This is a genomic window from Micromonospora fiedleri (assembly GCF_016774385.1).
GTDB classification, from domain to species: Bacteria; Actinomycetota; Actinomycetes; order Mycobacteriales; family Micromonosporaceae; genus Micromonospora; species Micromonospora gifhornensis.
Window position 1 is genome coordinate 366078 of the sequence record NZ_JAETXL010000002.1, and the last position, 25010, is coordinate 391087.

A 25010-nucleotide genomic window follows, 5' to 3' on the forward strand; every position below is an offset into this window, starting at 1 on the left:
GACTTTCGGTCGCCCGTTCATCCCGTTATGCCACCTTTGCGCCGACCAGAACTGCATGATCGACGTCGCAAGAGCTGCGGGGACGCGGACGAGCGGACGCACTCCCGCGTGCCCATGCCGCACTTCGCAATCATGGACCTTTGGTCGCCCATTAGTCCAGCTTTGCCACCCTTTGCACCGACCAGAACTACATGATCGACGTCGCAAGAGCTGCGGGGACGCGAGCGAGCGGGCGCACTCCCGCACCAGCCCCGCCCCGCCGCACTCCGCGATCATGGACTTTCAGTCGCCCCTTGATCCCGTTATGCCACCTTTGCACCGACCAGAACTGCATGATCGACGCCGCGAGAGGGGCGAGGGTGCGGGGCGGCGGGGAGGGGTGCGGGTGAGTGGGGAGGGGAGGGTGGGGGCGGGTGGGGTTAGGGGGGTGGGGGGCGCCATTGGGCGGCTACGGTGGCGGCGGTGCCGAGGATGCGCGGGGTGATGGTGTTGAGGGCGACGTCGCGGGCGCGCAGGGCCAGTCGGCCTCGGGTCTGCAGCACGGCGGACATTCGACGGGTCTGACGGACCACGGCGGCCGCGCGGGGGCGACGCGCCCGGTCGTACGCGAGCACCGCGTCGGGCAGCGTCGACTCGCGTAGCAATGCGGCGAGCGTCGCGGCGTCCTCGAAGGCGAGGCACGCTCCCTGGCCGAGATGCGGCGGCATGGCGTGGGCCGCGTCGCCGAGCAGCACCACCCCGCCCGGTCCGAGCGGGAAGCCGTACGCCTTCGGCAACGGGCGCAGCTCACGGATCTCCTGCTGCACCAGGTCGTCGGGCTCGGTGGCGGCCAGCAACTCCTCGACGGGCCCGGGCCAGCCGGCGTACCAGCGGCGCAGCAGCGCCAACTGGGTCTGCGGCGGCTCGGGGCGGGCAGCGCCCGCGGCGGTGGCCATCCAGTAGATGCCGCCCCGGCTGGAAGCGCCGGAGGAGCCCCGCTCACCCAGCGAGGCGGCCACGAAGCGGTAACCCGCGCCGAGGATCTCGCCGCTGACCGACTCGGACAGGTTGGGTGCCCGGTACCAGGGGATCACCGCCCGCCAGGCGGCGCATCCGGAGCTGACCACGTTGGCTCCGGGGGCGATCTGACGACGGATCACGCTGTCGACGCCGTCCGCCGCCACCACCAGGTCGGCTTCGTACATGTGCCGGCCGTCGCCGACCGCCGGGCGGGCACCCGGTGCCGCTCGTACCGTTCGTACGGTCACCCCGGTACGCAGCTCGACCCGGTCACCCAGCCCTGCGATCAACGCGTCGTGCAGGTCCTCCCGGTGCACCACGACGGGCAGCCGCTCGACCGGGACCGGACGCGGCTGGACCAGCCAGTGACCGTCGGGGCGGCGTACCCCACCATCGGGCAGCGCCGTGGCGACCGCGTCCAGGCCGGCGCCGAGGTCGAGGGCACGGAGGGCGCGGACCCCGTTCGGCCAGAGCACGACGGCTGTCGGTTCCGGGCGGATCCGGTCGGCCTGTTCCAGGAGGGTGACCTGCCAGCCGGATCGGGCCAGCGCACCCGAGACCGCGAGGCCACCCAACCCGCCGCCGACCACCACCGCGGTCCGCATACCGCCCCCTCGTTCAGCTGTCGCGCTCGGCGGGCCGAGCCGAGGCGGCCGCACCACCGTCGGTGGCCGCGTCGCCTGGCCGCTCCTCGGCCGTAACCGCATCGTCGGACCGGCCCGCGGCAGTCACCGACTCACCCGTCGCGGCGTCGCCGGTCGAGGCGGTGCCCGTCCCGGAAGCGCCGGTGGCGGTGCCCGTATCGGAAGCGCCGGTGGGCTCGGGTGGCGCCTCGCCGGTTTCCTGCCAGTGGCGGAACTGCTCCTCGCTGACCACCCGGTAGCCGTCCGGCGCGACCGGCTGCTCGCTCGCCTGCCGGGCGGACAGGTCCACCTGGGAGACGTCGGTGGCCGCCGTCGAGGTAGCGACGGAGGCGCCGATCGGGATCAGGTACTGGCGCGGGCCGCGGACCAGCAGGAAGTACGCCAGCGCGCCGAGGAAGACCAGCGCGGCGGTCCAGACGTTGAGGCGTACGCCGAGGATGGTGTTCGCCTCGTCGGTGCGCATCATCTCGATCCAGAAGCGGCCGGCGGTGTAGCCCATCACGTACAGCGCGAACGCCCGGCCTCGGCCGAGCCGCAGCTTGCGGTCGAGGAAGAAGACAAGCGCCGCGACGCCGACGTTCCACAGCGCCTCGTAGGCGAAGGTCGGGTGGTAGAGCCCTTCCTCCAGGATCGGCCGGCCCGCCTCGTCGCGCAGCGCCTGCCCGCCGTCCATCCGGTGGATCTCCAGGCCCCACGGCAGGTCGGTCCGGCTGCCGTAGAGCTCGTTGTTGAACCAGTTGCCGAGCCGGCCGACCGCCTGCGCCAGGGGCAGGCCGGGTGCCAGCGCGTCGGCGACCACCGCGAAGGGGATGCCCAACTGCCGGGCGGCCAGCCAGGCGCCGACCGCGCCACCGGCGACCGCGCCCCAGATCCCGAGCCCACCCTCGTGGATGTAGAAGACCTTGATCGGGTCACCGCCGGTGCCGAAGTACGCCGCGGGTGAGGTGATCACGTGGTAGATCCGGGCGCCGATGATGCCGGCCGGCACCGCCCACAGGGCGATGTCCAGCACCGCGCCGGGAGCGACCCCACGCTGGCGCAGTCGCCGGTCGGTGACCCAGCAGGCCACCACGATGCCGGCGATGATGCACAGCGCGTACGCCCGCAGGGGAATCGGCCCGAGGTGCCACACGGCGGTGCTCGGGCTGGGGATGGCGGCAAGGTACGTCGGCGAGGCGAGACTCACGCGCGCACCCTACCGCTGCCAACCCCCCCACCGTCACCCCGGCCCACCCACCGCGACCACCCCCACTCCCCGCGATCTTGCACTTCCCGCCCCCACAAACCCCGACATTCCAGTCATACGGGCGACCAAAAGTGCATGATCGGCGGGAAAAGGGGTGTGGGGGTTAGGGGGTCGCGGGGTGGCGGACGCCGGTGGCCAGGGCGGTGGTGAGGGTGGTCAGGGCTTTGAGGGCGGTGGGTTCGTCGGGGGTGTCGAGGAGGCAGCGGATCAGGGCGCTGCCGACGATCACGCCGTCGGCGTAGCCGGCGACGGTGGCCGCCTGGGCGCCGGTGCCCACGCCGAGGCCGACGCCGACGGGCAGGTCGGTCACCGTGCGGACCCGGGACACCAGCAGGGGCGCCGCCTCCGAGGTCTGCGTACGGGCACCGGTCACGCCCATCAGGGCGGTGGCGTAGACGAAACCGCGGCAGTGTTCGACGGTCATCGCCAGCCGCTCGTCCGTCGACGAGGGCGCGACCAGGAACGTACGGTCCAGCCCGTGGGCGTCCGAGGCGGCGAGCCACTCGCCGGCCTCCTCGGGAATCAGGTCGGGCGTGATCAGTCCGGTGCCACCGGCCGAGGCGAGATCCCGGGCGAACGCGTCCACGCCGTACTGCTCGATCGGGTTCCAGTAGGTCATCGTGACCACCGGCGCGCCGGTGGCGGTGACCTCCTCGATGATCCGCAACGCGTCCCGGGTGCGTACGCCCCCGGCCAGCGCGATGTCGCTGGCCCGCTGGATGACCGGACCGTCCATCACCGGGTCGGAGTACGGAATCTCCAGCTCGATCACGTCGACCCCGGCCGCCACCATCGCCTTCATCGCCGTGATGCTGCCCTCGACGGTGGGGAATCCGGCCGGCATGCAGCCGATCAGCACCGCCCGACCCTCCGCCCTCGCCTTGTCGAAGACCACCCCGATCCGGCTCTGCTCGCTCATGCCGACTCCCCGTCCAGGATGCCGAAGTACCCGCCGGCGGTGTGCACGTCCTTGTCGCCCCGGCCGGAGAGGTTGACCACGATGGTGGGCTGGCGACCCAGCTCGGCGGCGAGCTTCCCGGCGATGGCCAGGGTGCCGGCGAGCGCGTGCGAACTCTCGATCGCCGGAATGATGCCCTCGGTACGGCAGAGCAGCTCGAACGCCGCCATCGCCTCGTCATCGGTGATCGGCAGGTAGCTGGCCCGCCCGGTGTCGTGCAACCAGGCGTGCTCCGGGCCGACACCCGGATAGTCCAGGCCGGCGGAGATCGAGTGCGACTCGACCGTCTGCCCGTCGGCGTCCTGGAGCACGTAGGTGCGGGTGCCGTGCAGGACGCCCGCGGAGCCACCGGTGATGCTGGCCGCGTGCCGGCCGCTGGCCACCCCCTCGCCGCCGGCCTCGAAGCCGTACAGCCGCACCTGCGGGTCGTCGACGAAGGCGTGGAAGATGCCCAGCGCGTTCGAGCCGCCGCCGACGCAGGCGGTCACCGCGTCCGGCAGCGCGCCGGTCAGGTCGAGGCACTGCTGCCGGGCCTCGTCGCCGATGCCCCGGACGAAGTCGCGGACCAGCGCCGGGAACGGGTGCGGGCCGGCGGCCGTACCGATCAGGTAGTGCGTGTCGTCGACGTTCGCGACCCAGTCGCGCATCGCCTCGTTCATCGCGTCCTTGAGCGTACGGCTGCCGGTGGTCACCGGGACGACGGTGGCGCCGAGCATCCGCATCCGGGCCACGTTCAGCGCCTGCCGCTCGGTGTCGACCTGCCCCATGTACACCACGCAGTCGAGGTCGAACAGGGCGGCGGCGGTGGCCGTGGCGACGCCGTGCTGACCGGCGCCGGTCTCGGCGATCACCCGCTTCTTGCCCATCCGCCGGGTGAGCAACGCCTGGCCGAGCACGTTGCGGACCTTGTGCGCGCCGGTGTGGTTGAGATCCTCGCGCTTGAGCAGCACCCGGGCACCGGCGCGGGCGGAGAAGCGGCGGGCCTCGTACAGCAGCGACGGGGTGCCCGCGTAGTCGCGCAGCAGCGCGCCGAACTCGGCGCGGAACGCCTCGTCGGCCATCGCCGTACGGTGCGCGACGTCCAGTTCCTCCAGGGCCGCGACCAGCGCCTCCGGCACGAACCGCCCGCCGAACCGACCGAAGTGACCGGCGGCGTCCGGGAACTGCGCCGCCGGGCCGGCCGACTCCGCGGTACTCCTGCCGTGACCTGCGCTCATCGGGGAACCTCTCCCTCGAAGGACAACCGGTACGACGTCAGCGCACCGGGCGGGGCGTGGCCGGGTGGTTTCCGGCGTTGACCAGTTCGGCCACCGCCTCGCGGGGACTCTTCTTGGTGACCAGGCCCTCACCGACCAGGACCGCGTCGGCGCCCGCGGAGGCGTACCGGATCAGGTCGTGCGGACCGCGTACGCCGGATTCGGCGATCTTGACGACGCTGCTCGGCAGCCCCGGTGCGATCCGCTCGAACACCGACCGGTCGACCTCCAAGGTACGCAGGTCGCGGGCGTTGACGCCGATCACCTGCGCACCGGCCTCCAGAGCCCGGTCGGCCTCCTCCTCGTCGTGCACCTCGACCAGCGCGGTCATGCCCAGCGACTCGATCCGCTCCAGCAGGCCGACCAGCACGTTCTGCTCCAGCGCGGCGACGATCAGCAGCACCAGGTCCGCGCCGTGCGCACGGGCCTCGTGCACCTGGTAGCTGGAGACCACGAAGTCCTTACGGAGCACCGGGATGTTCACCGCCGCCCGCACCGAGGCGAGGTCGTCCAGCGAGCCACCGAACCAGCGCCCTTCGGTGAGCACGCTGATCGCCCGGGCCCCGCCGGCGGCGTACTCGCCGGCCAGCTCGGCCGGGTCGGCGATCTCCGCCAACTGGCCCTTGGACGGCGATGAGCGCTTCACCTCGGCGATGACGGCGACGCCCGGCCGCCGCAGGGCCGCGTACGCGTCCAACGGCGGTGGTGCGGCGGCGGCGAGTTCGCGGATCCGCTCCAGCGGAACCTGCTCCTGCCGCCGGGCCACGTCCTCGCGGACGCCGGCCAGGATCTCGTCGAGCACGCTGGTCGGGGCGGCCGACGAACCGGCTTTGTCCCCCTCCGCGTGCGCATGCTCAGCAGTCACCAACGGACTCCCCTCTCCGGGTGTCATGGGCCGATGCTAGGTGGCTCTGCCAGGCACCGCCCGCCGGGGGTATGGCGCTCCTCACGAAATGGCTCGGGCATAATGGCCGACTTGCGCAAACGTACCGTGACTCTACGTCACCACCACATCGACAGACACCCATGCGCAGGCTCGGCCGACGGGAACCCACGACCCGCGATGACCGCCGTCGATGCTGTGAGCTAGCTCAAGGACGAACGGCCCTTTGCCTGGTCAGGGCCGCTACCGCAGAGTTGACGTTGCAGTCATCACTACGAAACGTGAGCCGCGCAGCATCGTTCTCGGGCAGACTCAATGACGCGCTTGCCCCTCTACCACGACGATCTCTTCGGGGTTCTCATGAGTTCCTCCGCGCCGCACCAGACCATCGGACTCACCACCATCTCGCGTACCGTCGCGTCGCTCGCCGTCGGTGTCGTCCACACGGTCGAGCGCGCCGTGGTCGGTCCGACCCGGATCCGGACCGCACAGGGCAACGCCTGGGAAGCCATCTGCGCCGACCGTGCCCGCGCCGACCAACGCGCCGCCCTCAACCAACTGGTCGCCGAACTCGCCGCCGCCCGCACCCGCGACCAGCAACCCGTCAGCTGACCAGCCGCTCAACAACTCGCCAGCTCCGCCGATCAGCAGGTCGTCCACCCGGCTGCGCTCCACCGATCAACAGGTTGCCACCTGACCGCTGACCGGGGCGCTGATGGGCCAACTGAGCCGCGCTCGACCGAACAACTGGTCGCCTACTGAGGTCGTTCCACCGAGCAACAGATCGCGGGACTGGGCCGCGCCTCACCGAGCAATTCCACGCCGGCCACTGACCTGCCTGCACTGCACACCCGCCGGCGGCAGCTTCTCATGATCACGCTCGATCTGGGATCGAGTGGCCTTACGGCGATTCCTTGCCACTCGATCCGGGATCGAGCGTGACCATGGTCGCCGATCCCAGATTGCGGGTCACGGATCTCACGAATTGAGCACACCTGCTTGCGGTCGGCCGCTCGACGCCCAGCGTCCACCCGACATGCCGACGACCGGCCCACCTGACCCGCGGGCGATCGACCAGCTGGCCCACTGAAAGCGGCCACTGAGGCGAGCGGCCACTGAGTTGAGCGGCCCACTGGGCGAGCGGCCAGCTGGGCGAGTGGGGCGACGCGGCTTCCAACGCCCACCAGACCCTCATCGCCCTGCCCACATTGCTGCCATGGGCTGGTTGGGACCCGACCCGATCGAGAGCCGGGTGCCCGACCACGGCGGATTCCCATGATCACGCTCGATCTGGGATCGAGTGGTCTCACCGCGATTCTTTGCCACTCGATCCCAGATCGAGCGTGACCTTGGCTGCCGATCTCAAATTATGGATCGCTGGTCTCGAAGTATGAGCGCTTGGGCGCTTCTGCTGGACTTTGGTGGCGTCCTGGCCGACGCAAAGCTCACCGCCGGGCACCCGATGCCCCAACGCGCAACGTCCGGGGACCTGACGCCCGCAGGACCTGACCGTCGGGACCTGACGCCCGCAGGACCGAACCGTCAGGACCTGACGCCCACCGGACGTAACCGTGAGGACCTGACGCCCACCGGACCAAATCATCAGGATCTGACGGCCGCAGGACCCGACAGCCGCAGGACCTGACTGGCCGCAGGACCTGACGGTCGGCTGGGCCGGGTTGCCCCTCGCGGCTGGTTGGCTGTTGCTGCTTCTGCTCGGTCGGCATGTCACCCATGACTGTGCCGTCCGGGAGGGCTACGGAGGGCTCAGCGCATCGTGGGGTCTTCGCCTCGGTCCAATGCCTCCCAGGCGTCCACGGTGCCGGCACCCTGGATGGGGCCGGACGTGTCGGCGTCCCGCCGCGATCGGCGTTCGTAGCGGGCGCTCATCGCCGGCCAACGGTTTCCGCGCAGCGCGGTCAACGCCCCGCCGGCCGTCGCCATCAGGCCACCGAGCAGGGTGAGCGCGGGCCACTGCGAACTGACCTGGTCGCCGAGGTCCGCCAGCAGCCCGTAGCCGCCACCGCCGGCCAGGGCGAGGCCGAACGCCGCCAGCAGCGCACCGAGCACCCGGCGCAGCCAACCTCCGGTGGCCAGCACCGCTCCCCCGCCGGCCAGCCCTACCAGGGCGAGCGCCGGCAGCCAGGGCAGCAGTCCCGCGCCGGTACCCCCTTCGTCGAGGGCGGACGACGTGGTGGAGTCCACCACCCAGGTGCGGGTCACCGCCCAGAGCGCCAGCCCCGCGCCCGCCAGGCAGAGCAGCACGGCGTACGCCAACTCACGCCGCTCGGGCACCCGCCGCGCCACCTCGGAGGTTGTCATTTCACTCACCGGACCCGTCACCCGCAATCACCGCGCCAACAACCTGCCCACTCACAACCGAACCCGGTCAACGCACCGCACCCGGTCAGCGCACCGAGCACGCTGAACGCACCGAACCCGGGCAGAGTGTCGGAATGCGGGGGCGCGGAGACGTCGGGCAGGTGAGGATGAACGGTCATCGGGCTGCTCTCAGGGTTTCGGCGGCGGCGATGGCTGCCAGTACTGCGGCGGCCTTGTTGCGGGTTTCCTGGTCCTCGGCGGCCGGGTCGGAGTCGGCCACCACGCCGGCACCGGCTTGGACGTAGGCGCGGCCGGCGCGCATCAGGGCGGTCCGGATCGCGATGGCCATGTCGAGGTCGCCGCCGAAGCCGAAGTAGCCGACCGTGCCGCCGTAGAGGCCTCGGCGTACCGGTTCGAGTTCCTCGATGATCTCCATGGCGCGCACCTTGGGGGCGCCGGAGAGGGTGCCCGCCGGGAACGTCGCGGCCAGCGCGTCGAAGGCCGTGCGGTCCTCGCGCAGGGTGCCGACCACGGTCGAGACGATGTGCATGACGTGGCTGTACCGCTCGATGGTGGCGAACTCCGGCACCTCGACGGTGCCGGGTCGGCAGACCCGACCCAGGTCGTTGCGGCCCAGGTCGACGAGCATGACGTGCTCGGCCCGTTCCTTCGGGTCGGCGAGCAGTTCGGCGGCGAGGCGGGCGTCGGCCTCCGGGGTCGCGCCGCGCGGGCGGGTGCCGGCGATCGGGTGCAGCAGGGCTCGTCGCTCGCCGCTGTCCTCGATTGTCACCTTCAGGTGCGCCTCGGGCGACGAGCCGACGATGTCGAAGTCGTCGAAGCGCAGAAGGTACATGTAGGGGCTGGGGTTGGTGGTGCGCAGCACCCGGTAGACGTCCAGCGGGTCGGCGGCGGTGTCCCGCTCGAAGCGTTGGGCCAGCACGATCTGGAAGCATTCGCCGGCCCGGATCGCCTCCTTGGCCGCCTCGACCGCCTTGGGGTAGCCGCCGTCGGGGGTACGGCTGCGTACCTCGCCGACGGGTGGGCGGTGCACCGTGGAGACCATCGGCGGGATGGGCCGGGACAGCGCGGTGGTCATCGCGTCCAGCCGGCCCACCGCGTGGTGGTACGCGGCGGCGACGAGCGCTTCGCGGCCCGGCTCGTCCTGCGGGGGCAGGATCGCGTTGGCGACCAGGATCGCCGAGCCGTCGAAGTGGTCGAGCACCACCAGGTCGGTGGCGAGCATCATGCCCAGTTCGGGTACGGCCAGGTCGTCCTCGGTGAGCGCGGGCAGCCGCTCGAACCGCCGGATCAGGTCGTAGCCGAGGTAGCCGACCATGCCCCCGGTCAGCGGCGGCATCCCGCCCTGCGGGTCGCCGGGCGGGCCGGCCAGCGCGGCCACCGTGGCCCGCAGCACCTCGACCGGGTCGCCGGTGGTCGGCAGGCCGGCCGGGGGCGTGCCGAGCCAGGCCGCCGCGCCGTCCCGTTCGACCAGGGTGGCGCTGCTGCGTACGCCGACGAAGGAGTACCGGGCCCAGGCCAGCCCCGCCGAGCCGACGCCCTGTTCGGCGGATTCCAGCAGGAAGGTGCCGGGGCCACCGGCGAGCTTGCGGTAGACCCCGACCGGGGTCTCCGCGTCGGCGAGCAGCCGGCGGGTCACCGGCACCACCCGCCAGCGGGCCGCCAGTTCGGTGAAGGTGGTCTCGTCGGGGCTCACCCGGCCGTCGGTCACGAGGTCACCTCGCCGGTGACCGGAAGCTCGGTGTGGAAGCAGGTGCGCTGCCCGGTGTGGCAGGCGGCACCCACCTGGTCGACGCTGACCAGCACGGCGTCGCCGTCGCAGTCCAGCGCGACCGAGCGGACGTACTGGTGGTGGCCCGAGGTGGCGCCCTTGACCCAGTACTCCCGGCGACTGCGCGACCAGTAGGTGGCCCGGCCGGTGGTCAGGGTGCGGTGCAGGGCCTCGTCGTCCATCCAGGCGACCATCAGCACCTCACCGCTGTCGTGCTGACGGACCACGGCGGCCACCAGGCCGTCGGGGGTCCGGCGCAGCCGGGCGGCGATCGCCGGGTCGAGCCGGGACGGCCGGTCCGGGCCGCCGGGCGGAGGCGACGCTTCGCGGTGGGCGCCGGTCACCGGCGCGTCAGGTACGGGCACAGTTAGCCATTGTTCCGCACGCGGAGCGGGTACCCCAGCGGCCTCCCGACCGTCGGACGACACCACCCCGGTCGACTCGCGACCGGGCGACGGCACGGCGGCGGACTCCTGGCCGGTGTGCTGGGGCGGGACCACGGGGTGACCCAGCTGGGCCACGTAGCGGTCCAGCCGGCCGTCGAGCAGGGCGGCGGCGAGATCCGCGCCGCCGACCTCCGCCACCTCGGCGGCGTACGGGCGGATCAACGGGAGGGTGCCGGCCACCAGGCGTGCTGCGGCGGCCCACAGTTGGCGGGTCGAGCCGGGCCGCAACCCGAGACAGCGCAGCATGTCCTCGCGGTAGCCTGCGGGTGCCACCGGCAGGTCGAGCGCGGCGGTGAACGCCGACCGGCGGGACACCACCCGTACGGAGGGATTGGCCAGTCGCAGCACCGAGGGGCAGAGCCGCGCCAGGTCGGCGGCGGCCAGCCGGACCCCGAGCCGGTCGTCGGCGTCCCGGGCCGAGGCCACCTTGCCGAGGCTGGCGATCAGTTCCTCCAGCCGTGGCTCGTCGGCCGGCTGGCAGAGCACCGGCAGGTCGATGCGGGCCCGCCAGCGCGGATCCGCCCACAGCAGCCGGGCGGGGGCCGTCACGGGCAGGCCGAACGCCCAGTCGGCCGGTTCGCCCAGTCGGGTCACCCACGACCGGATGTCCCGAGCCGCGACCGAGACGTGGGTCAGCCGGCCGGAATGCTCCGCGATGTAGGCCCGGCGGGCCGCGTACGGCGCACCACCGCCGACCAGAACGTCGACGTCGACGTCGCTGTGGGCGGTGGCGGCCCGACGGGCGTGGCTGCCGCGGAGCAGAATGCCCACCACGGGTCGGTCGGCGCTCGCCCGCAGCCGTGCGGTCCAGTCGTCGAAGAATCGACTGTCCGATGACGGAGCGTGATCCACTGCGCCATCCTGCCGCAGGTCCGATCTAGGTGCAATGCCCGATGACGGACTCGGTGTCCGTTAAATCATTAGTTGCCCGTGGTATCGCCCCGCGATTCACTTCCGGCCTTTCCCGATCGACCTAATTCAACTAGCGTTGATTTCAACAGTTGATGAGTTTGTGCGGAGGTGGACGATGGTCGACGCGATCGCCGTCCGGGGCCTGGTCGTGGACCGGGGCGGACGGCGAGTTCTGGACGGCATCGACGCCGTCGTCCCCGGTGGCTCGGTCACCGGGCTGCTCGGGCCGAGCGGAAGCGGCAAGACCACCCTGATGCGGGCGATCGTCGGGGTGCAGGTGATCACGGCCGGCGCGGTGACCGTGCTGGGTCAGCCGGCCGGCTCGGCGGGTCTGCGGCACCGGGTCGGCTACCTGACCCAGGCGCCGAGCGTCTACGCCGACCTCACGGTCCGGGAGAACGCCCGCTACTTCGCCGCCCTGCACGGCCGGGGCGCGGACGAGGCGGACCGGGCCGTGGCCGACGTGGGCCTGGCGCCCGCGGCACGACAGTTGGTGGGCAACCTCTCCGGTGGGCAGCGCAGCCGGGCATCACTGGCCTGCGTACTTGTCGGTGACCCGGAGTTGATCGTGCTCGACGAACCGACGGTCGGTCAGGATCCGGTGCTGCGCGCCGACCTCTGGGCCCGCTTCCACGAACTGGCCGCGACCGGGACGACGCTGCTGGTGTCGAGCCACGTGATGGACGAGGCGGCCCGCTGCGACCGGCTGCTGCTGATCCGCGCCGGACGGCTGGTCGCCGACGACACGCCGGACGCCGTCCGGTCCGCCGCCGGGGTGGACGACCTCGACGAGGCGTTCCTGCGGCTGATCAGGGCGGCCGAGACGAACCAGGCCGGGGAGGCGTGATGAACAGCCGGATTCTCGTCGCCACCGTCGGACGCATCCTGCGTCAACTGCGCCACGACCGGCGTACGGTGGCCCTGCTCGTGGTGGTGCCCACCGTGCTGCTCACGCTCGTCTACTACATGTACGCCGACCAGCCCCGCGTGCCGGGAACGCCGTCCGCCTTCGACCGGATCGCGCTGGTCATGCTCGGCTTCTTCCCGTTCATCATCATGTTCCTGGTGACCAGCATCGCCATGCTCCGCGAGCGGACCAGCGGCACGCTGGAACGACTGCTGACCACCCCGCTGGCCAAGGCCGACCTGCTCTTCGGGTACGGCATCGCCTTCGGGCTGGCCGGCGCGGTACAGGCCACCATCGCCTCGGCCGTGGCGTACTGGGTCTTCGGCCTGCACACCGCCGGCAGCAGCGGGCTGGTGATCATGATCGCCGCGTTGAACGCAGTGCTCGCCGTCGCGCTCGGGCTGCTGTGCAGCGCCTTCGCCCGCACCGAATTTCAGGCCGTACAGTTCATGCCGGTCGTGGTCGCGCCGCAGTTGCTGCTCTGCGGGCTGTTCGTACCGAGGGAGCAGATGGCCGGCTGGTTGCAGGCGGTCAGCGACGCGCTGCCCCTGACGTACGCCGTCGAGGCTCTTCAAGAGGTGGGCGCGCACGCCGAGCCGACCGCGACGATGTGGCGCGACGTGGCCGTGGTCGCCGCCGTGGCGGTGCTGGCGCTGCTGCTCGCCGCGGCCACCCTGCGACGACGCAGCAGCTGACACCTCGCGTCCGGGCGTCCGGGTCGGCCCCGGGCCCGGACGCGGCGTGGCATCCGGCGACAGGAGGACGATGGCACGGCGGACCGGTCGACGCCCCGGCAACCCGGCGACCCGCGAGGCGATCCTCGACGCGGCCCGGGCCACCTTCGGGCAGCGGGGGTACGACGGCAGCACGATCCGGGCCATCGCCGCCGCCGCCGGAGTGGACCCGGCCCTGGTGCACCACTACTTCGGCAGCAAGGACCAGCTCTTCCTGGCCGCCATGCAAGCGCCGTTCGACCCCCGGGAGGTGCTGCCCGCGGTGCTCGCCGGTGACCGCGCGGGCCTCGGCGAACGGATCGTGCGGACCTTCCTGTCGGTGTGGGACTCCCCCGCCGGCACCGCCGGGATCGCCATGCTGCGCTCCGCGGTCAGCAACGAATGGACCGCCCGGCTGCTGCGCGAGTTCGTCACCATCCACGTGCTGCGTCCGATCCTCGACCACGTCGATGTCGACCCGGCGGAGGTGCCGCTACGCGGGTCACTGATGGCCAGCCAGCTGGTCGGGTTGGCGGTGATGCGGCACGTGATCCGGCTGGAGCCGATCGCCACCGCCGACCCCGAGGTCCTGGTCGCCGCGATCGCCCCCACCATCGGGCGCTACCTCACCGCCCCGCTCCCCGACGGGCCGGGCTGATCAGCGGGTCTGTTCCAGCCAGGAGGCGTAGAGCAGGCCGTAGACCGAATCCGGGTCGGCGACCAACTCGTCGTGCGGACCGCGCTGCACGATCCGGCCCCGGTCCACCACGATCACCTCGTCGGCGCTCTGCGCCGTGGATAGCCGGTGCGCGATGGCCAGGGTGGTCCGGCCCCGGGTCACCGCGTCCAGGGTCCGTTGCAGCCGGACCTCCGTGGCCGGGTCGACGGCGCTCGTCGCCTCGTCAAGCACCAGCAGGTCCGGATCGGCGACGTACGCCCGGGCCAACGCGACCAGCTGCCGCTCCCCCACGCTCAACGCCTCACCACGCTCGCCGACCCCGGTGGCCAACCCGGCCGGCAGGCCGTCCAGCCAGTCACTCAGCCCCAACTCGGTGAAGGCGGCGGTGAGCTGCTCGTCGGTCAACTCGGGGCGGCCGAAGCGGACGTTGTCGGCGACGGTGGCGTCGAACAGGAAGCCGTCCTGCGGCACCATCACCACCCGGGAACGCAGCGAGTCGAACCGGACGTCGGTCAGTGGCACCCCGGAGAGCAGCACGTCGCCCTGCGTCGGGTCCATCAGCCGGGTGAGCAGCTTGGCGAAGGTGGTCTTGCCGCTGCCGGTCTCGCCGACCACCGCCACCCGGCTCTTCGCCGGGATCTCCAGGCTGACGTCGTGCAGCACCGTCGGGCCGTTCGGATAGGCGAAACTCACCCCGGCGAACCGGATGTCCAGCGGGCCGGGCGGCAACTCCCGCCCCTGCTCGCCCGGGTCGGCCACGTCCGGGGACACGTCCAGCACATCCAGCACCCGACGCCAGCCGGCGATCGCGTTCTGCGCCTCGTTGAGCACCTCCGTGGCGATCTGCACGGGCTGGATGAACAACGTGACGAGGAACAGGAACGCGGTGATCTCACCGATGCTCAGCGTCTGGTCGGCGCCGAGAAGCACACCGACGACCACCACCCCGGCCAGCGCCACCCCGGCGGCCAACTCGCCGACCGAGCTGCCCAGGATGCTGATCCGGATCGCCTTCTGCTGGGCCTGCCGTTGACTGTCGATCGCCTGGTCCAGCCGCCGGGCGGTGCGCCCGGCGATGCCGTACGCCCGGATCACCGGCGCGCCCACCACGCTCTCACCGACCGCGCCGAGCAACGCGCCGGTCCGCTGCCGGACCACCCCGTACGCGGCGGCCAGTCGGCGCTGGAGCAGCCGGATCACCAGGACCGCCGGTACGAAGGCGGCGAAGACCACCAGGGTCAACTGCCAGGAGTACGCCAGCATCACCACTGTGGTGACCGCCAACTGCCCCAGGTTGACCAGCAGGATCACGCCACCCCACTGGAGGAACTGGGTGATCTGGTCGACGTCGCTGGTCACCCGGGACACCAGCGAACCCCGCCGCTCGGACTGCTGGTGCAACATCGACAGGTCGTGCACGTGCCGGAAGGCCCGCACCCGTACGCCGGCCAGCGCGGTCTCGCTGACGGTGAACAGTCGTCGCATCATCAGGTAGCCGCAGGCGGTGGTCACCACCAGCACGGCAGCGGTCACCGCCACCACGACGAACAGGGCGTTCAGGTCCAGCCCACCGACGATGCCCCGGTCGATGCCCTGCTGCACGGCCACCGGTACGGCCACCCGGCCGAGCATGTAGATCAACGCCAGACCGAGCGTGCCGGCCAGACCCACCCGCAACTCCGGGGACAGGGCCAGGCCACGGCGCAGCGTCGCCCAGGTCGACTCGACCCGTTCCGAGGCCGCGTCCACCGGTCCACCGTCGTTCCCGACTGCGGGACTGCGCTGCGCTGCGTTCCTCGCGGTCACCGGACCCACCTTTCGTTCCCGACCGCGGGACTCCGCTGCGCTGCGTTCCTCGCGGTCACCGGTCCACCTCCAGGCCGGAGGGCAGGGGGGCCACCTCGTCGTAGTCCTGCGCGGTGCTCTCGTGGTCGACCTCAGCCTGTTCGTAGGCGGTGACCAGGTCGGCGTAGCCCGGCACGGTGGCCAGCAACGTCGAGTGGGTGCCGCGGGCGAGCACCCGGCCCTGCTCCAGGTAGATGACCTCGTCGGCGAGCGCGATCGTGGCCCGGCGGTACGCCACCACCAGGATCGACGCGCCGGGGCCACCGGTCGCCGACGAGCGCAGCCCGGCCAGGATGGCGGCCTCCACCCGAGGGTCGACCGCGCTCGTCGCGTCGTCGAGCACCAGCAGCCGGGGACGCCCGGCCAGCGCCCGGGCCAGGGTGAGGCGCTGCCGTTGGCCGCCGGAGAGCGAGGTGCCCCGCTCGCCGACCATGGTGTCCAGCCCGTCGGGCAGGGCGGCGACGAAGCCGTCGGCCTCGGCCAACCGCAACGCGCTCCAGACCACCTCGTCGTCGATGCCCGGCCGGTCCAGCGAGACGTTCGCCCGGATCGTGTCGTCGAAGATGAACGGCACCTGCGCGACCAGGGCGGCGTTGGCGGCGAGGGAATCGGCGGTCAACTGCCGCACGTCCACCCCGTCGATGCGGACCGTGCCGGCCAGCGGGTCCACCAGCCGCACGGCCAGCGAAGCGATTGTCGATTTGCCGGAACCGGTCGGCCCGACCAGGGCGACGGTCTTGCCGGGCTCGACGGTGAAGGAGACCTCACCGAGCACCTGCGTGCCGGGCAGGTGCGCCTCGGCGGGCTCGTAGGCGAAGCCGACGTCGGTGAAGGTGAGCGAGGCCGGCGCGGCGGTGGGCGCGAGCCGCTGCTCGCCGTACGGCATCTCGCCGGTGGCGTCGAGCACCCGGCTGACCCGGTCCCAGCCGGCGACGCTGCGCGGCAGCTCGGCCAGCACCCAGCCGATCGCCCGCACCGGAAACGCCAGCACGGTGAAGAGGAAGGCCACGCTGACCAGCTCCGCCACGTCGATGGCCCCCTGGCGCAGGCGGTACGCACCGACCACCAGCACCGCCAGGGTGCCGAGGCTGGGCAGGGTCTCCAGCATCGGATCGAAGATGCCGCGCAGCCGCCCGACGGAGATCAACGCGTCGCGCAGCTGTCCGGTCCGGTCGGCGAACCGGGCGGTCTCCTGGCTCTCCCGGCCCATCGTCTTGACCACCAGCGCGCCGTCGAAGCTCTCGTGGGCGATCCCGCTGACCTCGGCCCGCAGCCGCTGGGCGCGGGCCTGCCGCGGTGCCATCCGCCGGGAGTAGGCGACGTTGAGCGCGAACAGTGCCGGGAAGACCGCCAGCCCGACCAGGGCCAGCGCCCAGTCGGTGAAGAAGAGCGACGACACCGCGCCGACCAACATCACCAGCGTGCCGACCGCGAAGGGCAGCGGGGCGATCGGCTGCCAGGCCGCCTCCACGTCGGAGTTCGCGTTGGACAGCAGGGTGCCGGTGGCATTGCGGTGGTGCCAGGACAACGGCAGGTCGAGGTAGCGGCGGGTGACCCGACGCCGGTATTCGGCCTGCAGGCGGTACTGCATGTATCCCGCGCCGAGTCGCCGACCGAAGATGCCGACCACCCGCAGCACGCTGAGCGCGAACAGCGCGGTGGCCGCGATGACCAGGGCGCTCACCCCGGCCGAGCCGCTCTCGATCGCCGGGACCACCACGTCGCCGACCACCCGACCGACCACGAACGCGCTGGCCACCACCATCGCGCCGAACAGCACGCTGCCGCTGACCGCGACCGCGAAGATCCTCGGCTGTTCGCGGATGGCCCGTCCCAGGACGCGCAGCCCGCGACCGAGCACGTCCCGACTTGTCCCGCTCGCCACTGTCTCCCCCGCCGTAAGCCGCCAGTATCCTCTCTCATCCTTACCGTTGCCCGCTCGTCCCGCCGACCCCGGGTGATATGTCCGACGTCACCCCCGGCCGGAGCAACCGGCGCGCCGGCGAACCCGGCAGAACCGGTCAGTTGCACCTACCATCGCAGTCATGCCGCGGTACGCCCGATCCGAACGCCAGGCGCTCACCGATCTGATGTCAGAGTTGGGACCGGACGCCCCCACCATCAACGAGGGTTGGACGGTTCGCGACCTCGCCGCACACCTGGTGGTACGCGAGCGTCGACCGGACGCCGCCGCCGGCCTCGTGCTCGCCCCGCTGCGCGATCGCGGCGAGCGGATCCGCCGGCAGGTCGCGGCGGGCGACTGGGCGCACCTGCTCGACCAGGTACGCCACCCTCCGGTGTGGAGCCCGATGAGCAACCCGTTGACCGACGAGTTGGCCAACATGATGGAGTTCTTCATCCATCACGAGGACGTACGCCGGGCCCAGCCGCAGTGGCAGCCGCGCCAGTTGCCGGCCGAACTGGACCAGGCACTGTGGCGGCGCAGCTCCACCCTGGCCCGGATGGCGCTACGCCGGTTCCCGGCCCAGTTGACAGTCGTCGCGCCGGGGCACGGCGAGGTGGCCACCGGCCGGGGCGGCGAACCGCTGCGGCTGGTGGGCGCGCCGGGCGAGCTGATCCTGTTCCTGTCCGGTCGGCAGCGGGTGGCGCAAGTGGAGATCGACGGCGCCCCTGGCCCGGCGGATCGGCTACGCGACGCCAAGCTGGGCTTTTAGCCAAATGTGCAGAAGCGGCCAGCGAACAGAACCGAAACGTTATACAGCCAACACCCTGCGTTGATCGAGGCTCCCGTACGCTGGCCGCGCCGCTCCGCTCCGGGGGCGGCGGAACAGGGAACTCCATGCGAACCTTAGCGCTCTCGGTACTGCACGAGCCCCCCTTCACCACGTCCCAGCACGGCGACACCGAAGTGGTGGCTCGGGAAAGCGCAACCTGGGCACAAGAGCTAGGGCTGATCAGTAACGGACAGCGCCTACATCGGGCCGACGCCGCCGGGCTCGCCAGCCGGGCCTGCCCACAGGCACCCCGTGACCGCCTGCGCCTGCTCTCCGACCTGATCACCTGGCTGTTTGTGATGGACGACGCCTGCGACGAGGACGGTCTGGGCAATGATCCGACGCGTCTTGCGCCCACGGCGGCAGCCCTGCTGGACGTGCTGGACCTGCACGGCGGGCCGGGCACCGTACCGGCCGCCGGCCCGCTGGGGCTGGCGTTGGCCGACCTGTGCCGGCGGGTGCGCGCCTACGGCCGGCCGGCCGTGATGCTGCGGTTCACCGCCGCCATGCGGGAATACCTGCTCGCGCTGCTGTGGGAGGCGGCCAACCGGGAGCACGACCGGGTGCCTCCGGTGCACGAGTACGTGCAGATGCGCCGGCACACCGGCGGCGTGTTCCCCAGCCTCGCCCTGACCGACCTGGCCCTGGACGGTCTCCCGCCGGTCGAACGCCGGGCCGACCCGCAGTGGGCCGCCCTGGAGTTGCTCGCCGCCAACCTGATCTGCTGGTGCAACGACGTCTTCTCGTACCGCAAGGAGCACCGGACGGGCCCGGACGCGCACAACCTGGTCACCGTGCTGAGCCGGGAGACCGGGGACGAGCGGGCGGCGATGCGGGCCGCCGCGGCTCGCTTCAACCACGAACTCGGCGCCTATCTGAGCACCGAGAGCACCCTGTTGGCGCAGCACGGCGACGCGGTACGACCGGCGTTGACGACGCGACGGAACTGGATCCGGGCCACCTACGACTGGTCCCTGGCAGCGGAGCGGTACGCCTGAGACAGGCGTTCGGCACGGTAAACGGGCCTGGTGGATGATCCGGAGGTCTAGCCGATGCCCCGCACAGGCAATACCCTTCGGTAACCAACACTGCCGTGACGATGGTCACGCCTCCACCCCCCTGAAGGCGGCTACAGCGATGGCTCTCGATGTACCGTACCGCTCCATTCCTGACATGTTCCTCAAGCGCGTGGCAGCCACCCCGGATCGTCACGCTTTCGGTCGCCCCGGTCCGGACAATGCCCCGGTCTGGTTGACCTGGTCCCAGGTCGCCGAGCGGGCCAAGGCGGTCGCCGCCGGTCTGCACGGTCTGGGTGTCGGCCAGGAGGATCCGGTGGCGATCCTGGCGAACACGCGACTCGACTGGATCATCGCCGATTTCGGCATCATGTGCGCCGGTGGCGCGACGACCACGGTCTACCCGACCACCGAACCGGACGACGCGACCTACATCATCTCCGACTCCGGTTCGAAGGTGTTGTTCGCCGAGGACCCGGGACAGGCGGCGAAGATCGCCGGTGCGCAGCTGCCCGCGCTGACCCACGTGGTCCTCATCGACGGTGAGCCGGACCCGTCGGCGGCCATCCCCCAGCTGACCCTGGCCCAGCTCGAACAGCAGGGCACCGAGCGGCTCGCCGACGATCCGGAACTGGTCGAACGCCTGGTCGCCAAGATCGGTCCCGAGCACCTGGCCACCCTGATCTACACCTCCGGCACCACCGGCCGGCCCAAGGGCGTCGAGCTGCTGCACGGCGGCTGGTGCTGGGAGGGTGTCGCGCAGGAGGCGGTCGGGCTGCTGCGCGAGGACGACCTGCAGTACCTCTGGCTGCCGCTGTCGCACTCGTTCGGCAAGACGTTGCTCTGCGGCGCCACCCACGTGGGCCTGCCGACGTACGTCGACGGTCGGGTCGACAAGCTGGTCGAGTTGCTCTCGGTGGTCCGGCCGACGCTGATGTGCGGTGCGCCCCGGGTCTTCGAGAAGGTCTACAACAAGTCGGTGACCACCGCGCAGGACGCCGGTGGCGCGAAGGCGAAGATCTTCGCCTGGGCGGTCGGGGTCGGCAAGGAGAAGGTCGCCCTGGAGCAGGCCGGCAAGCCGCTGCCCGGCGGGCTGAAGTTCAAGTACGCGCTGGCCGAGAAGCTGGTCTTCAGCAAGCTCCAGGCCCGCCTCGGTGGCCGGATCCGGGTCCTGGTGTCGGGGGCCGCCCCGCTCAGCCCGGAGATCGCCACCTTCTTCGCCGCCGCGAACCTGCCGATCTCCGAGGGCTACGGGCTGACCGAGTCCAGCGCCGGCAACTTCGTCAACCCGCCGGACGGGCTGCGCATCGGCACGGTGGGTAAGGCGATGGGCGATCTGGAGTGCCGCATCGACTCTGACGGCGAGATCCTGATCAAGGGTCGCCCGGTGATGCGTGGCTACCACAACCTGCCCGAGGAGACCGCCGCCGCCTTCACCGAGGACGGCTTCTTCCGCACCGGCGACATCGGCAACCTCGACGCCGACGGCTACCTGCGCATCACCGACCGGAAGAAGGACCTGGTCAAGACCTCCGGCGGCAAGTACGTCGCCCCGTCGTACATCGAAGGCATGTTCAAGGCGACCTGCCCGTACACCTCGCAGGCCGTCGTCATCGGCCAGGCCCGCAACTACTGCACCATGCTGGTCACGCTCGACCCGGACGCCATCGCCGGCTGGGCGGCGGGCACCCCGCTGGAGGGCCGCCCGTACGCCGAGATCGTCGCCTCGCCGGAGGCGAAGGCGATGGTCGAGGAGTACGTCGCGCAACTGAACAGCAAGCTCAACCGCTGGGAGACCATCAAGCGGGTCACCATCCTGCCGCGTGACCTGACCATCGAGGACGGCGAGATCACCCCGTCGTTGAAGATCAAGCGTCGCGGGGTGGAGAGCAACTTCTCCACCGAGATCGACAAGATGTACACCGGCACTGTCGTCGAGCTCTGACGGCACACCCGCGCGCACCTGGACGAGCCGGCCCCGCCCGTGGGGCCGGCTCGGCGCGCAGCCAGGTCGGGCCGCTCACAGGTGCCGTCGGCGCCACTCGGACTGCTCGGCCTCGGCGGCGACCTGCTCGGCCCACGCCGTCTCGCGCACCTCGCGGCGCAGCGGTGCGTCCACCCACGTCTGCACCACCGTCGCCACCAGCATGATCCCGGTGAGCAGCGCCAGCGCCGTCACCGCCGGCAGCCTCGCGGCGACCGGCGCCAGCAGCGCCAACCCGGCCACCGCGGCCAGGCTCGGCCACCGCACCAGGCGCAACACCCGCCAGCCGAGCGCCACCAACCCGACCAGGTAGGTCGCCGCCCCGCCGTAGAGCACCGCCAGATCGAAGACGGGCAACTCGCCCTCCGGGGTGCCCCGCCCGCCGATCAGTCCCTTGAGCCCCAGGGCGAACAGGATCGGGCCGGCGACCAGCAGCAGATGCAGATAGGTGTACGCGTCCCGGGCCAGCACGGCCCGGGCCAGCCGGTCCCGGGTGCGGTGCAGCACCTGCTCCATGGCCAACGCCATGGTGTCGAAGTACGCCCACCACCACGAGCTGACCACCGCCACGGCGAGCAGCGCCGCGACGACCACCCGCCAGGTCAACGGCGACTCGATGTCGATTCCACCGCCCAACCCGAGGGCGATGATCGTCTCGCCGAGCGCCACCAGCACGATCAGCGCGTGCCGTTCCGCCCAGTGACCGGCCGACAGCACCGTCCAGCCGCCGCCCCGCAACAACAACCCGGTGCCGTACTCCACGGCCAGGGCGACGATCCACAGCGTCAGCCGCAGACTGATCTCGCCCGTCTCGGTGGTCAACGACTGCGGCAGCAGTGCGGCGGCCAGCACCAGCACCCCGACGGCCAGTCCACGCCCGGCCACGAGCAGGAAACGGCGGCGCAATTCCGGATCGACGCGGGCGAGCCAGCCGAGGATCGCCACCTGGTTGGCCCGCACCACGAAGTAGCAGACGGCGAAGACCAGCGGGCCGGAAAGGTCGCCGGGCCGGTCCCGGAACGCCTGCGACATGGCGAGGGTGAACACGAAGGCCGCGGCCGTCGTGGCGAACGTGAGGAACGGCAGGACGCCCTGGTCGGTACGGACCACGTTGCCGACCACCGCGAAGCCGGTCCACGCCCACCAGAGCAGCGCCAGCACGATCAGGCACTGCACCAGCCCACGGGCGGTGGGGGTCTCCGCGGTGAGCGTGGTGACCCGGATGAAGGCGAAGACGAAGACCAGGTCGTAGAAGAGTTCCAGGCGGGTGACGCGGGAACCGGGCGCGTTCGGCCACACCCCTCGCGACCAGCCCACCCGCCCACCATCGCCCACCTCGGCAGTCTGCCCGCCCGCACCGCTGCGGCGGGGTCGAATCGACAGGTGCCGGTTCAGGCGATGACGCTCGGCTCCCGCCAGCGGGGCGCACCGCCCCGGTCCAGGTCGTAGCGGACCGCGGCGATCCGTCCGACCGCCTCGACCAGGTCGGCCGAGGGCAGGGTGAACGGCAGCCGCAGGAAACGCTCCAGGGTGCCGTCCAGGCCGAAGCGGGGACCGGGCGCCAGCCGTACGCCGACCTCCTCGGCCGCCCGCGCCAGGGCGCTGGAGATCGGCCCGTCCAGCTCGGCCCAGAGCGTGACGCCACCGCGCGGCACACTCACCCGCCACTCCGGTAGCCGCGCGGCCAGCGCGCCGAGCAACGCGTCGCGTTGTTCGGTCAGCTGCGCCCGCCGGGCGGCCACGATGGCCGGCGCGGCGGCCATCAGGTGCACGGCGACCAGTTGGTCCAGGACCGGGCTCGCCATGTCGACGCCCACCCGGGCGGCGGCCAGCCGCTGCACCTGCGGGGCGGAGGCGCGGATCCAGCCGATCCGCAGTCCGCCCCAGAACGGTTTGCTCATGCCGCCGATGCTGACGACCCGGGAGTGCCGGTCGAAGCTGGCGGTCGGCGGCGGCAGCACGGCGTCGTCCAGCGACAGGTCCACGAAGGACTCGTCGATCACCAGGTCGGTGCCGACCGCGTGGGCGGTGGCCACCAGCCGCTCCCGCAGCTCGGCCGGCATCAGGTGGCCGGTCGGGTTCTGGAAGTCGGGGATCAGGTACGCGACGCGCGGGCGCACCTGGCGCAGCGAGCCGAGCATCAGGTCGGCGTCCCAGCCGTCGAGCTCGGCGGAGAGGCCGTGGGTGGTGATCCGGGCCCGTCGGGCGGCGAGCGCGGCCAGCGCGTTGGGGTAGCTCGGCGACTCGACGAGCACGCTGCCACCGGGGGCCAGCGCCAGCCGCAGCACCAGGTCCAGCGCGTGCTGGGTGCCGTTGGTGACCATGATCTGGTCCGGTGAGGTGGGCAGCCCACGGTCGACGTACGCCTGTGCCACCGCCTCCCGCAGCTCGATGATCCCGATCGGGTGGTAGCCGGCCCCGCCGAGGTAGCGCGGCAGGTCCTCGGCGGCCGCGCGGGCGGCCGGCAGCAGCTCCGGCGGTGCGGCCAGCGCCGCCACGCCGAGGTCGAGCATCTCCCGGTCGTCCAGCGGGATCCACAGCCCGTTGCTGGCCACCCGGTGCGTCCCGGGCAGCATCGTCCAGCTGCCCGCGCCGCGCCGGCTGGCCAGGTGTCCGCTGTCGCGCAGCTCGCGGTAGGCGGCGGTGACGGTGGTACGGCTGATCTGCAGCGCCTCGGCCAGGTCCCGCTCGGCCGGCAGGCGTACGCCCAGCGGTAGCCGCCCGTCGGCGAGCAGGCCCCGTACGGCACCGGCCAGCGCGGCGTAGTCCGGACTGCGTCGACGACCCGGGAGCGCATGCCATTGCCCGAGCAGGCGGGCCAATTGGGCTCCCCGCACCTGACTTGTCACAGCCACTCCCCGAATATTGGCTCTTCAAAGGCGCGAATTGGCCCCTAGGGTGGCATGCGTGATGCTCATTGGCAACCTGCGCCACCGTCCGGTCCGACGCCTGGTGCAACTCTTCGGCGGGCTGCTCCTCTACGGCGCCAGCATGGCGCTGATGGTCCGCTCCGAACTCGGCCTGAACCCGTGGGACGTGTTCCACCAGGGCGTGTCCCGACTCACCGGCCTCAGCATGGGCACGGTGGTCATCGTCGTCGGCCTGCTGGTCCTGCTGGCCTGGATCCCGCTGCGGCAACGGCCCGGCATCGGCACCCTCGCCAATGCCGTCGTGGTCGGCCTGGCGGTCGACCTGACCCTGGCCCTGCTGCCACCTGTGAAACCGCTCGCCGCCCAGATCGCCCTGCTCACCGCCGGGATCGTGGGCAACGGCATGGCCACCGCCCTCTACCTCGGCGCCCGCCTCGGGCCCGGTCCCCGCGACGGGCTGATGACCGGCTTCACCGCCCGCCGACCCGGCCGGTCGCTGCGCCTGGTCCGTACCGTCATGGAGGTCGTGGTGCTGGCTGTGGGCGCGCTGCTGGGCGGCAAACTCGGCGTCGGCACGATCGCCTACGCGCTGGCCATCGGGCCACTGGCGCAGTTCTTCCTGCCCCGGTTCCACGTGCCGGAGCCGCAACCCGGGGCGACGACACCGCGGATCGAGACGGCCCCGACCGGCTGACCATCACTCAACGCAACCATCGTCGCCGCGCGCCCGCGATCGAGACCCAGGTCAACGCCGACCATTCGAGCCCGCACATTACGTGGCGTAACGCATGGGTGGGTGGTGTTTT

The 25010-nt window shown here is 71.8% G+C and carries 20 protein-coding genes and 1 pseudogene; 8 read left to right on the forward strand and 13 right to left on the reverse strand.

The features are described 5' to 3' along the window. Positions 1–419: 419 nt before the first annotated feature. The 5 genes from JMF97_RS05645 to trpC form a co-directional block, all read right to left on the reverse strand. On the reverse strand, positions 420–1604 hold the full coding sequence (locus JMF97_RS05645; protein ID WP_203220546.1) for an FAD-dependent oxidoreductase: 1185 nt from the start codon (positions 1602–1604) through the stop codon (positions 420–422). A gap of 13 nt (positions 1605–1617) precedes the next feature. Further along, positions 1618–2829 carry a prolipoprotein diacylglyceryl transferase gene (gene lgt / locus JMF97_RS05650; RefSeq protein WP_203220547.1) on the reverse strand — a complete coding sequence of 404 codons (1212 nt, stop codon included), beginning with the start codon at positions 2827–2829 and terminating at the stop codon, positions 1618–1620. Positions 2830–2992: 163 nt separating this feature from the next. Further along, complete coding sequence (gene trpA / locus JMF97_RS05655; RefSeq protein ID WP_203220548.1) at positions 2993–3808, reverse strand: tryptophan synthase subunit alpha; 816 nt, start codon at positions 3806–3808, stop codon at positions 2993–2995. Then, complete coding sequence (trpB, locus tag JMF97_RS05660; protein ID WP_013735044.1) at positions 3805–5064, reverse strand: tryptophan synthase subunit beta; 1260 nt, start codon at positions 5062–5064, stop codon at positions 3805–3807. Before trpB ends, trpA begins: the two co-directional genes overlap by 4 nt. A 37-nt stretch (positions 5065–5101) precedes the next feature. After that, positions 5102–5905, reverse strand: a complete 804-nt coding sequence (trpC, locus tag JMF97_RS05665; protein ID WP_013735045.1) for an indole-3-glycerol phosphate synthase TrpC — start codon at positions 5903–5905, stop codon at positions 5102–5104. A 441-nt stretch (positions 5906–6346) separates the two neighbouring features. On the opposite strand from trpC, the gene JMF97_RS05670 reads away from it, so the two are divergent. Then, complete coding sequence (locus JMF97_RS05670) at positions 6347–6598, forward strand: hypothetical protein (RefSeq protein WP_203220888.1); 252 nt, start codon at positions 6347–6349, stop codon at positions 6596–6598. Positions 6599–7753: 1155 nt separating this feature from the next. On the opposite strand, the gene JMF97_RS05675 is transcribed toward JMF97_RS05670, so the two are convergent. The 4 genes and pseudogenes from JMF97_RS05675 to JMF97_RS31930 all read right to left on the reverse strand — a co-directional run. After that, positions 7754–8308 carry a Trp biosynthesis-associated membrane protein gene (locus tag JMF97_RS05675; RefSeq protein ID WP_203220549.1) on the reverse strand — a complete coding sequence of 185 codons (555 nt, stop codon included), beginning with the start codon at positions 8306–8308 and terminating at the stop codon, positions 7754–7756. 175 nt (positions 8309–8483) lie between these two features. Further along, the gene (locus JMF97_RS05680) at positions 8484–10037 is read right to left on the reverse strand and encodes an anthranilate synthase component I (RefSeq protein WP_102659138.1); all 1554 of its coding nucleotides are present in this window, start codon (positions 10035–10037) and stop codon (positions 8484–8486) included. Further along, entirely contained in the window at positions 10034–10462 is a 429-nt protein-coding gene (hisI, locus tag JMF97_RS31080; protein WP_126711057.1) for a phosphoribosyl-AMP cyclohydrolase, read from the reverse strand. Before hisI ends, JMF97_RS05680 begins: the two co-directional genes overlap by 4 nt. Positions 10463–10708: 246 nt before the next feature. Then, a pseudogene (locus JMF97_RS31930) lies at positions 10709–11395 on the reverse strand (phosphoribosyl-AMP cyclohydrolase); the annotation flags it as partial. 175 nt (positions 11396–11570) lie between these two features. Here JMF97_RS31930 and JMF97_RS05690 point away from each other — a divergent pair. From JMF97_RS05690 to JMF97_RS05700, 3 genes are all read left to right on the forward strand, one after another. After that, on the forward strand, positions 11571–12302 hold the full coding sequence (locus JMF97_RS05690) for an ABC transporter ATP-binding protein (protein ID WP_203220551.1): 732 nt from the start codon (positions 11571–11573) through the stop codon (positions 12300–12302). Further along, positions 12302–13057 carry an ABC transporter permease gene (locus JMF97_RS05695; protein ID WP_203220552.1) on the forward strand — a complete coding sequence of 252 codons (756 nt, stop codon included), beginning with the start codon at positions 12302–12304 and terminating at the stop codon, positions 13055–13057. Before JMF97_RS05690 ends, JMF97_RS05695 begins: the two co-directional genes overlap by 1 nt. 70 nt (positions 13058–13127) lie before the next feature. After that, positions 13128–13733: a TetR/AcrR family transcriptional regulator gene (locus JMF97_RS05700; protein ID WP_203220553.1), complete on the forward strand. Its 606-nt coding sequence runs from the start codon at positions 13128–13130 to the stop codon at positions 13731–13733. Here the strand turns inward: JMF97_RS05700 and JMF97_RS05705 are convergent, their stop codons facing one another. Further along, positions 13734–15503, reverse strand: a complete 1770-nt coding sequence (locus JMF97_RS05705) for an ABC transporter ATP-binding protein (protein WP_203220889.1) — start codon at positions 15501–15503, stop codon at positions 13734–13736. It abuts the gene before it with no gap. A 112-nt stretch (positions 15504–15615) separates the two neighbouring features. Next, positions 15616–17484, reverse strand: a complete 1869-nt coding sequence (locus JMF97_RS05710; RefSeq protein ID WP_203220554.1) for an ABC transporter ATP-binding protein — start codon at positions 17482–17484, stop codon at positions 15616–15618. Positions 17485–17644: 160 nt separating this feature from the next. Here JMF97_RS05710 and JMF97_RS05715 point away from each other — a divergent pair, with 160 nt between their 5' ends. The 3 genes from JMF97_RS05715 to JMF97_RS05725 all read left to right on the forward strand — a co-directional run bounded on the left by JMF97_RS05715 (position 17645) and on the right by JMF97_RS05725 (position 21295). Then, positions 17645–18274 carry a TIGR03085 family metal-binding protein gene (locus JMF97_RS05715; protein ID WP_203220555.1) on the forward strand — a complete coding sequence of 210 codons (630 nt, stop codon included), beginning with the start codon at positions 17645–17647 and terminating at the stop codon, positions 18272–18274. Positions 18275–18399: 125 nt separating this feature from the next. Then, complete coding sequence (locus JMF97_RS05720) at positions 18400–19332, forward strand: terpene synthase family protein (RefSeq protein ID WP_203220556.1); 933 nt, start codon at positions 18400–18402, stop codon at positions 19330–19332. 139 nt (positions 19333–19471) lie between these two features. Beyond that, positions 19472–21295, forward strand: coding sequence for an AMP-dependent synthetase/ligase (locus JMF97_RS05725; protein ID WP_203220557.1), 1824 nt, complete (start codon positions 19472–19474; stop codon positions 21293–21295). A 75-nt stretch (positions 21296–21370) separates the two neighbouring features. On the opposite strand, the gene JMF97_RS05730 is transcribed toward JMF97_RS05725, so the two are convergent. Both JMF97_RS05730 and yczR read right to left on the reverse strand, forming a co-directional pair. Beyond that, positions 21371–22669: a low temperature requirement protein A gene (locus JMF97_RS05730; protein WP_307816783.1), complete on the reverse strand. Its 1299-nt coding sequence runs from the start codon at positions 22667–22669 to the stop codon at positions 21371–21373. A gap of 56 nt (positions 22670–22725) precedes the next feature. Next, positions 22726–24183: a MocR-like transcription factor YczR gene (gene yczR, locus JMF97_RS05735; protein WP_043721521.1), complete on the reverse strand. Its 1458-nt coding sequence runs from the start codon at positions 24181–24183 to the stop codon at positions 22726–22728. Positions 24184–24244: 61 nt separating this feature from the next. Here yczR and yczE point away from each other — a divergent pair, with 61 nt between their 5' ends. After that, positions 24245–24898, forward strand: a complete 654-nt coding sequence (gene yczE, locus JMF97_RS05740) for a membrane protein YczE (RefSeq protein WP_238358897.1) — start codon at positions 24245–24247, stop codon at positions 24896–24898. Positions 24899–25010 lie beyond the last annotated feature (112 nt).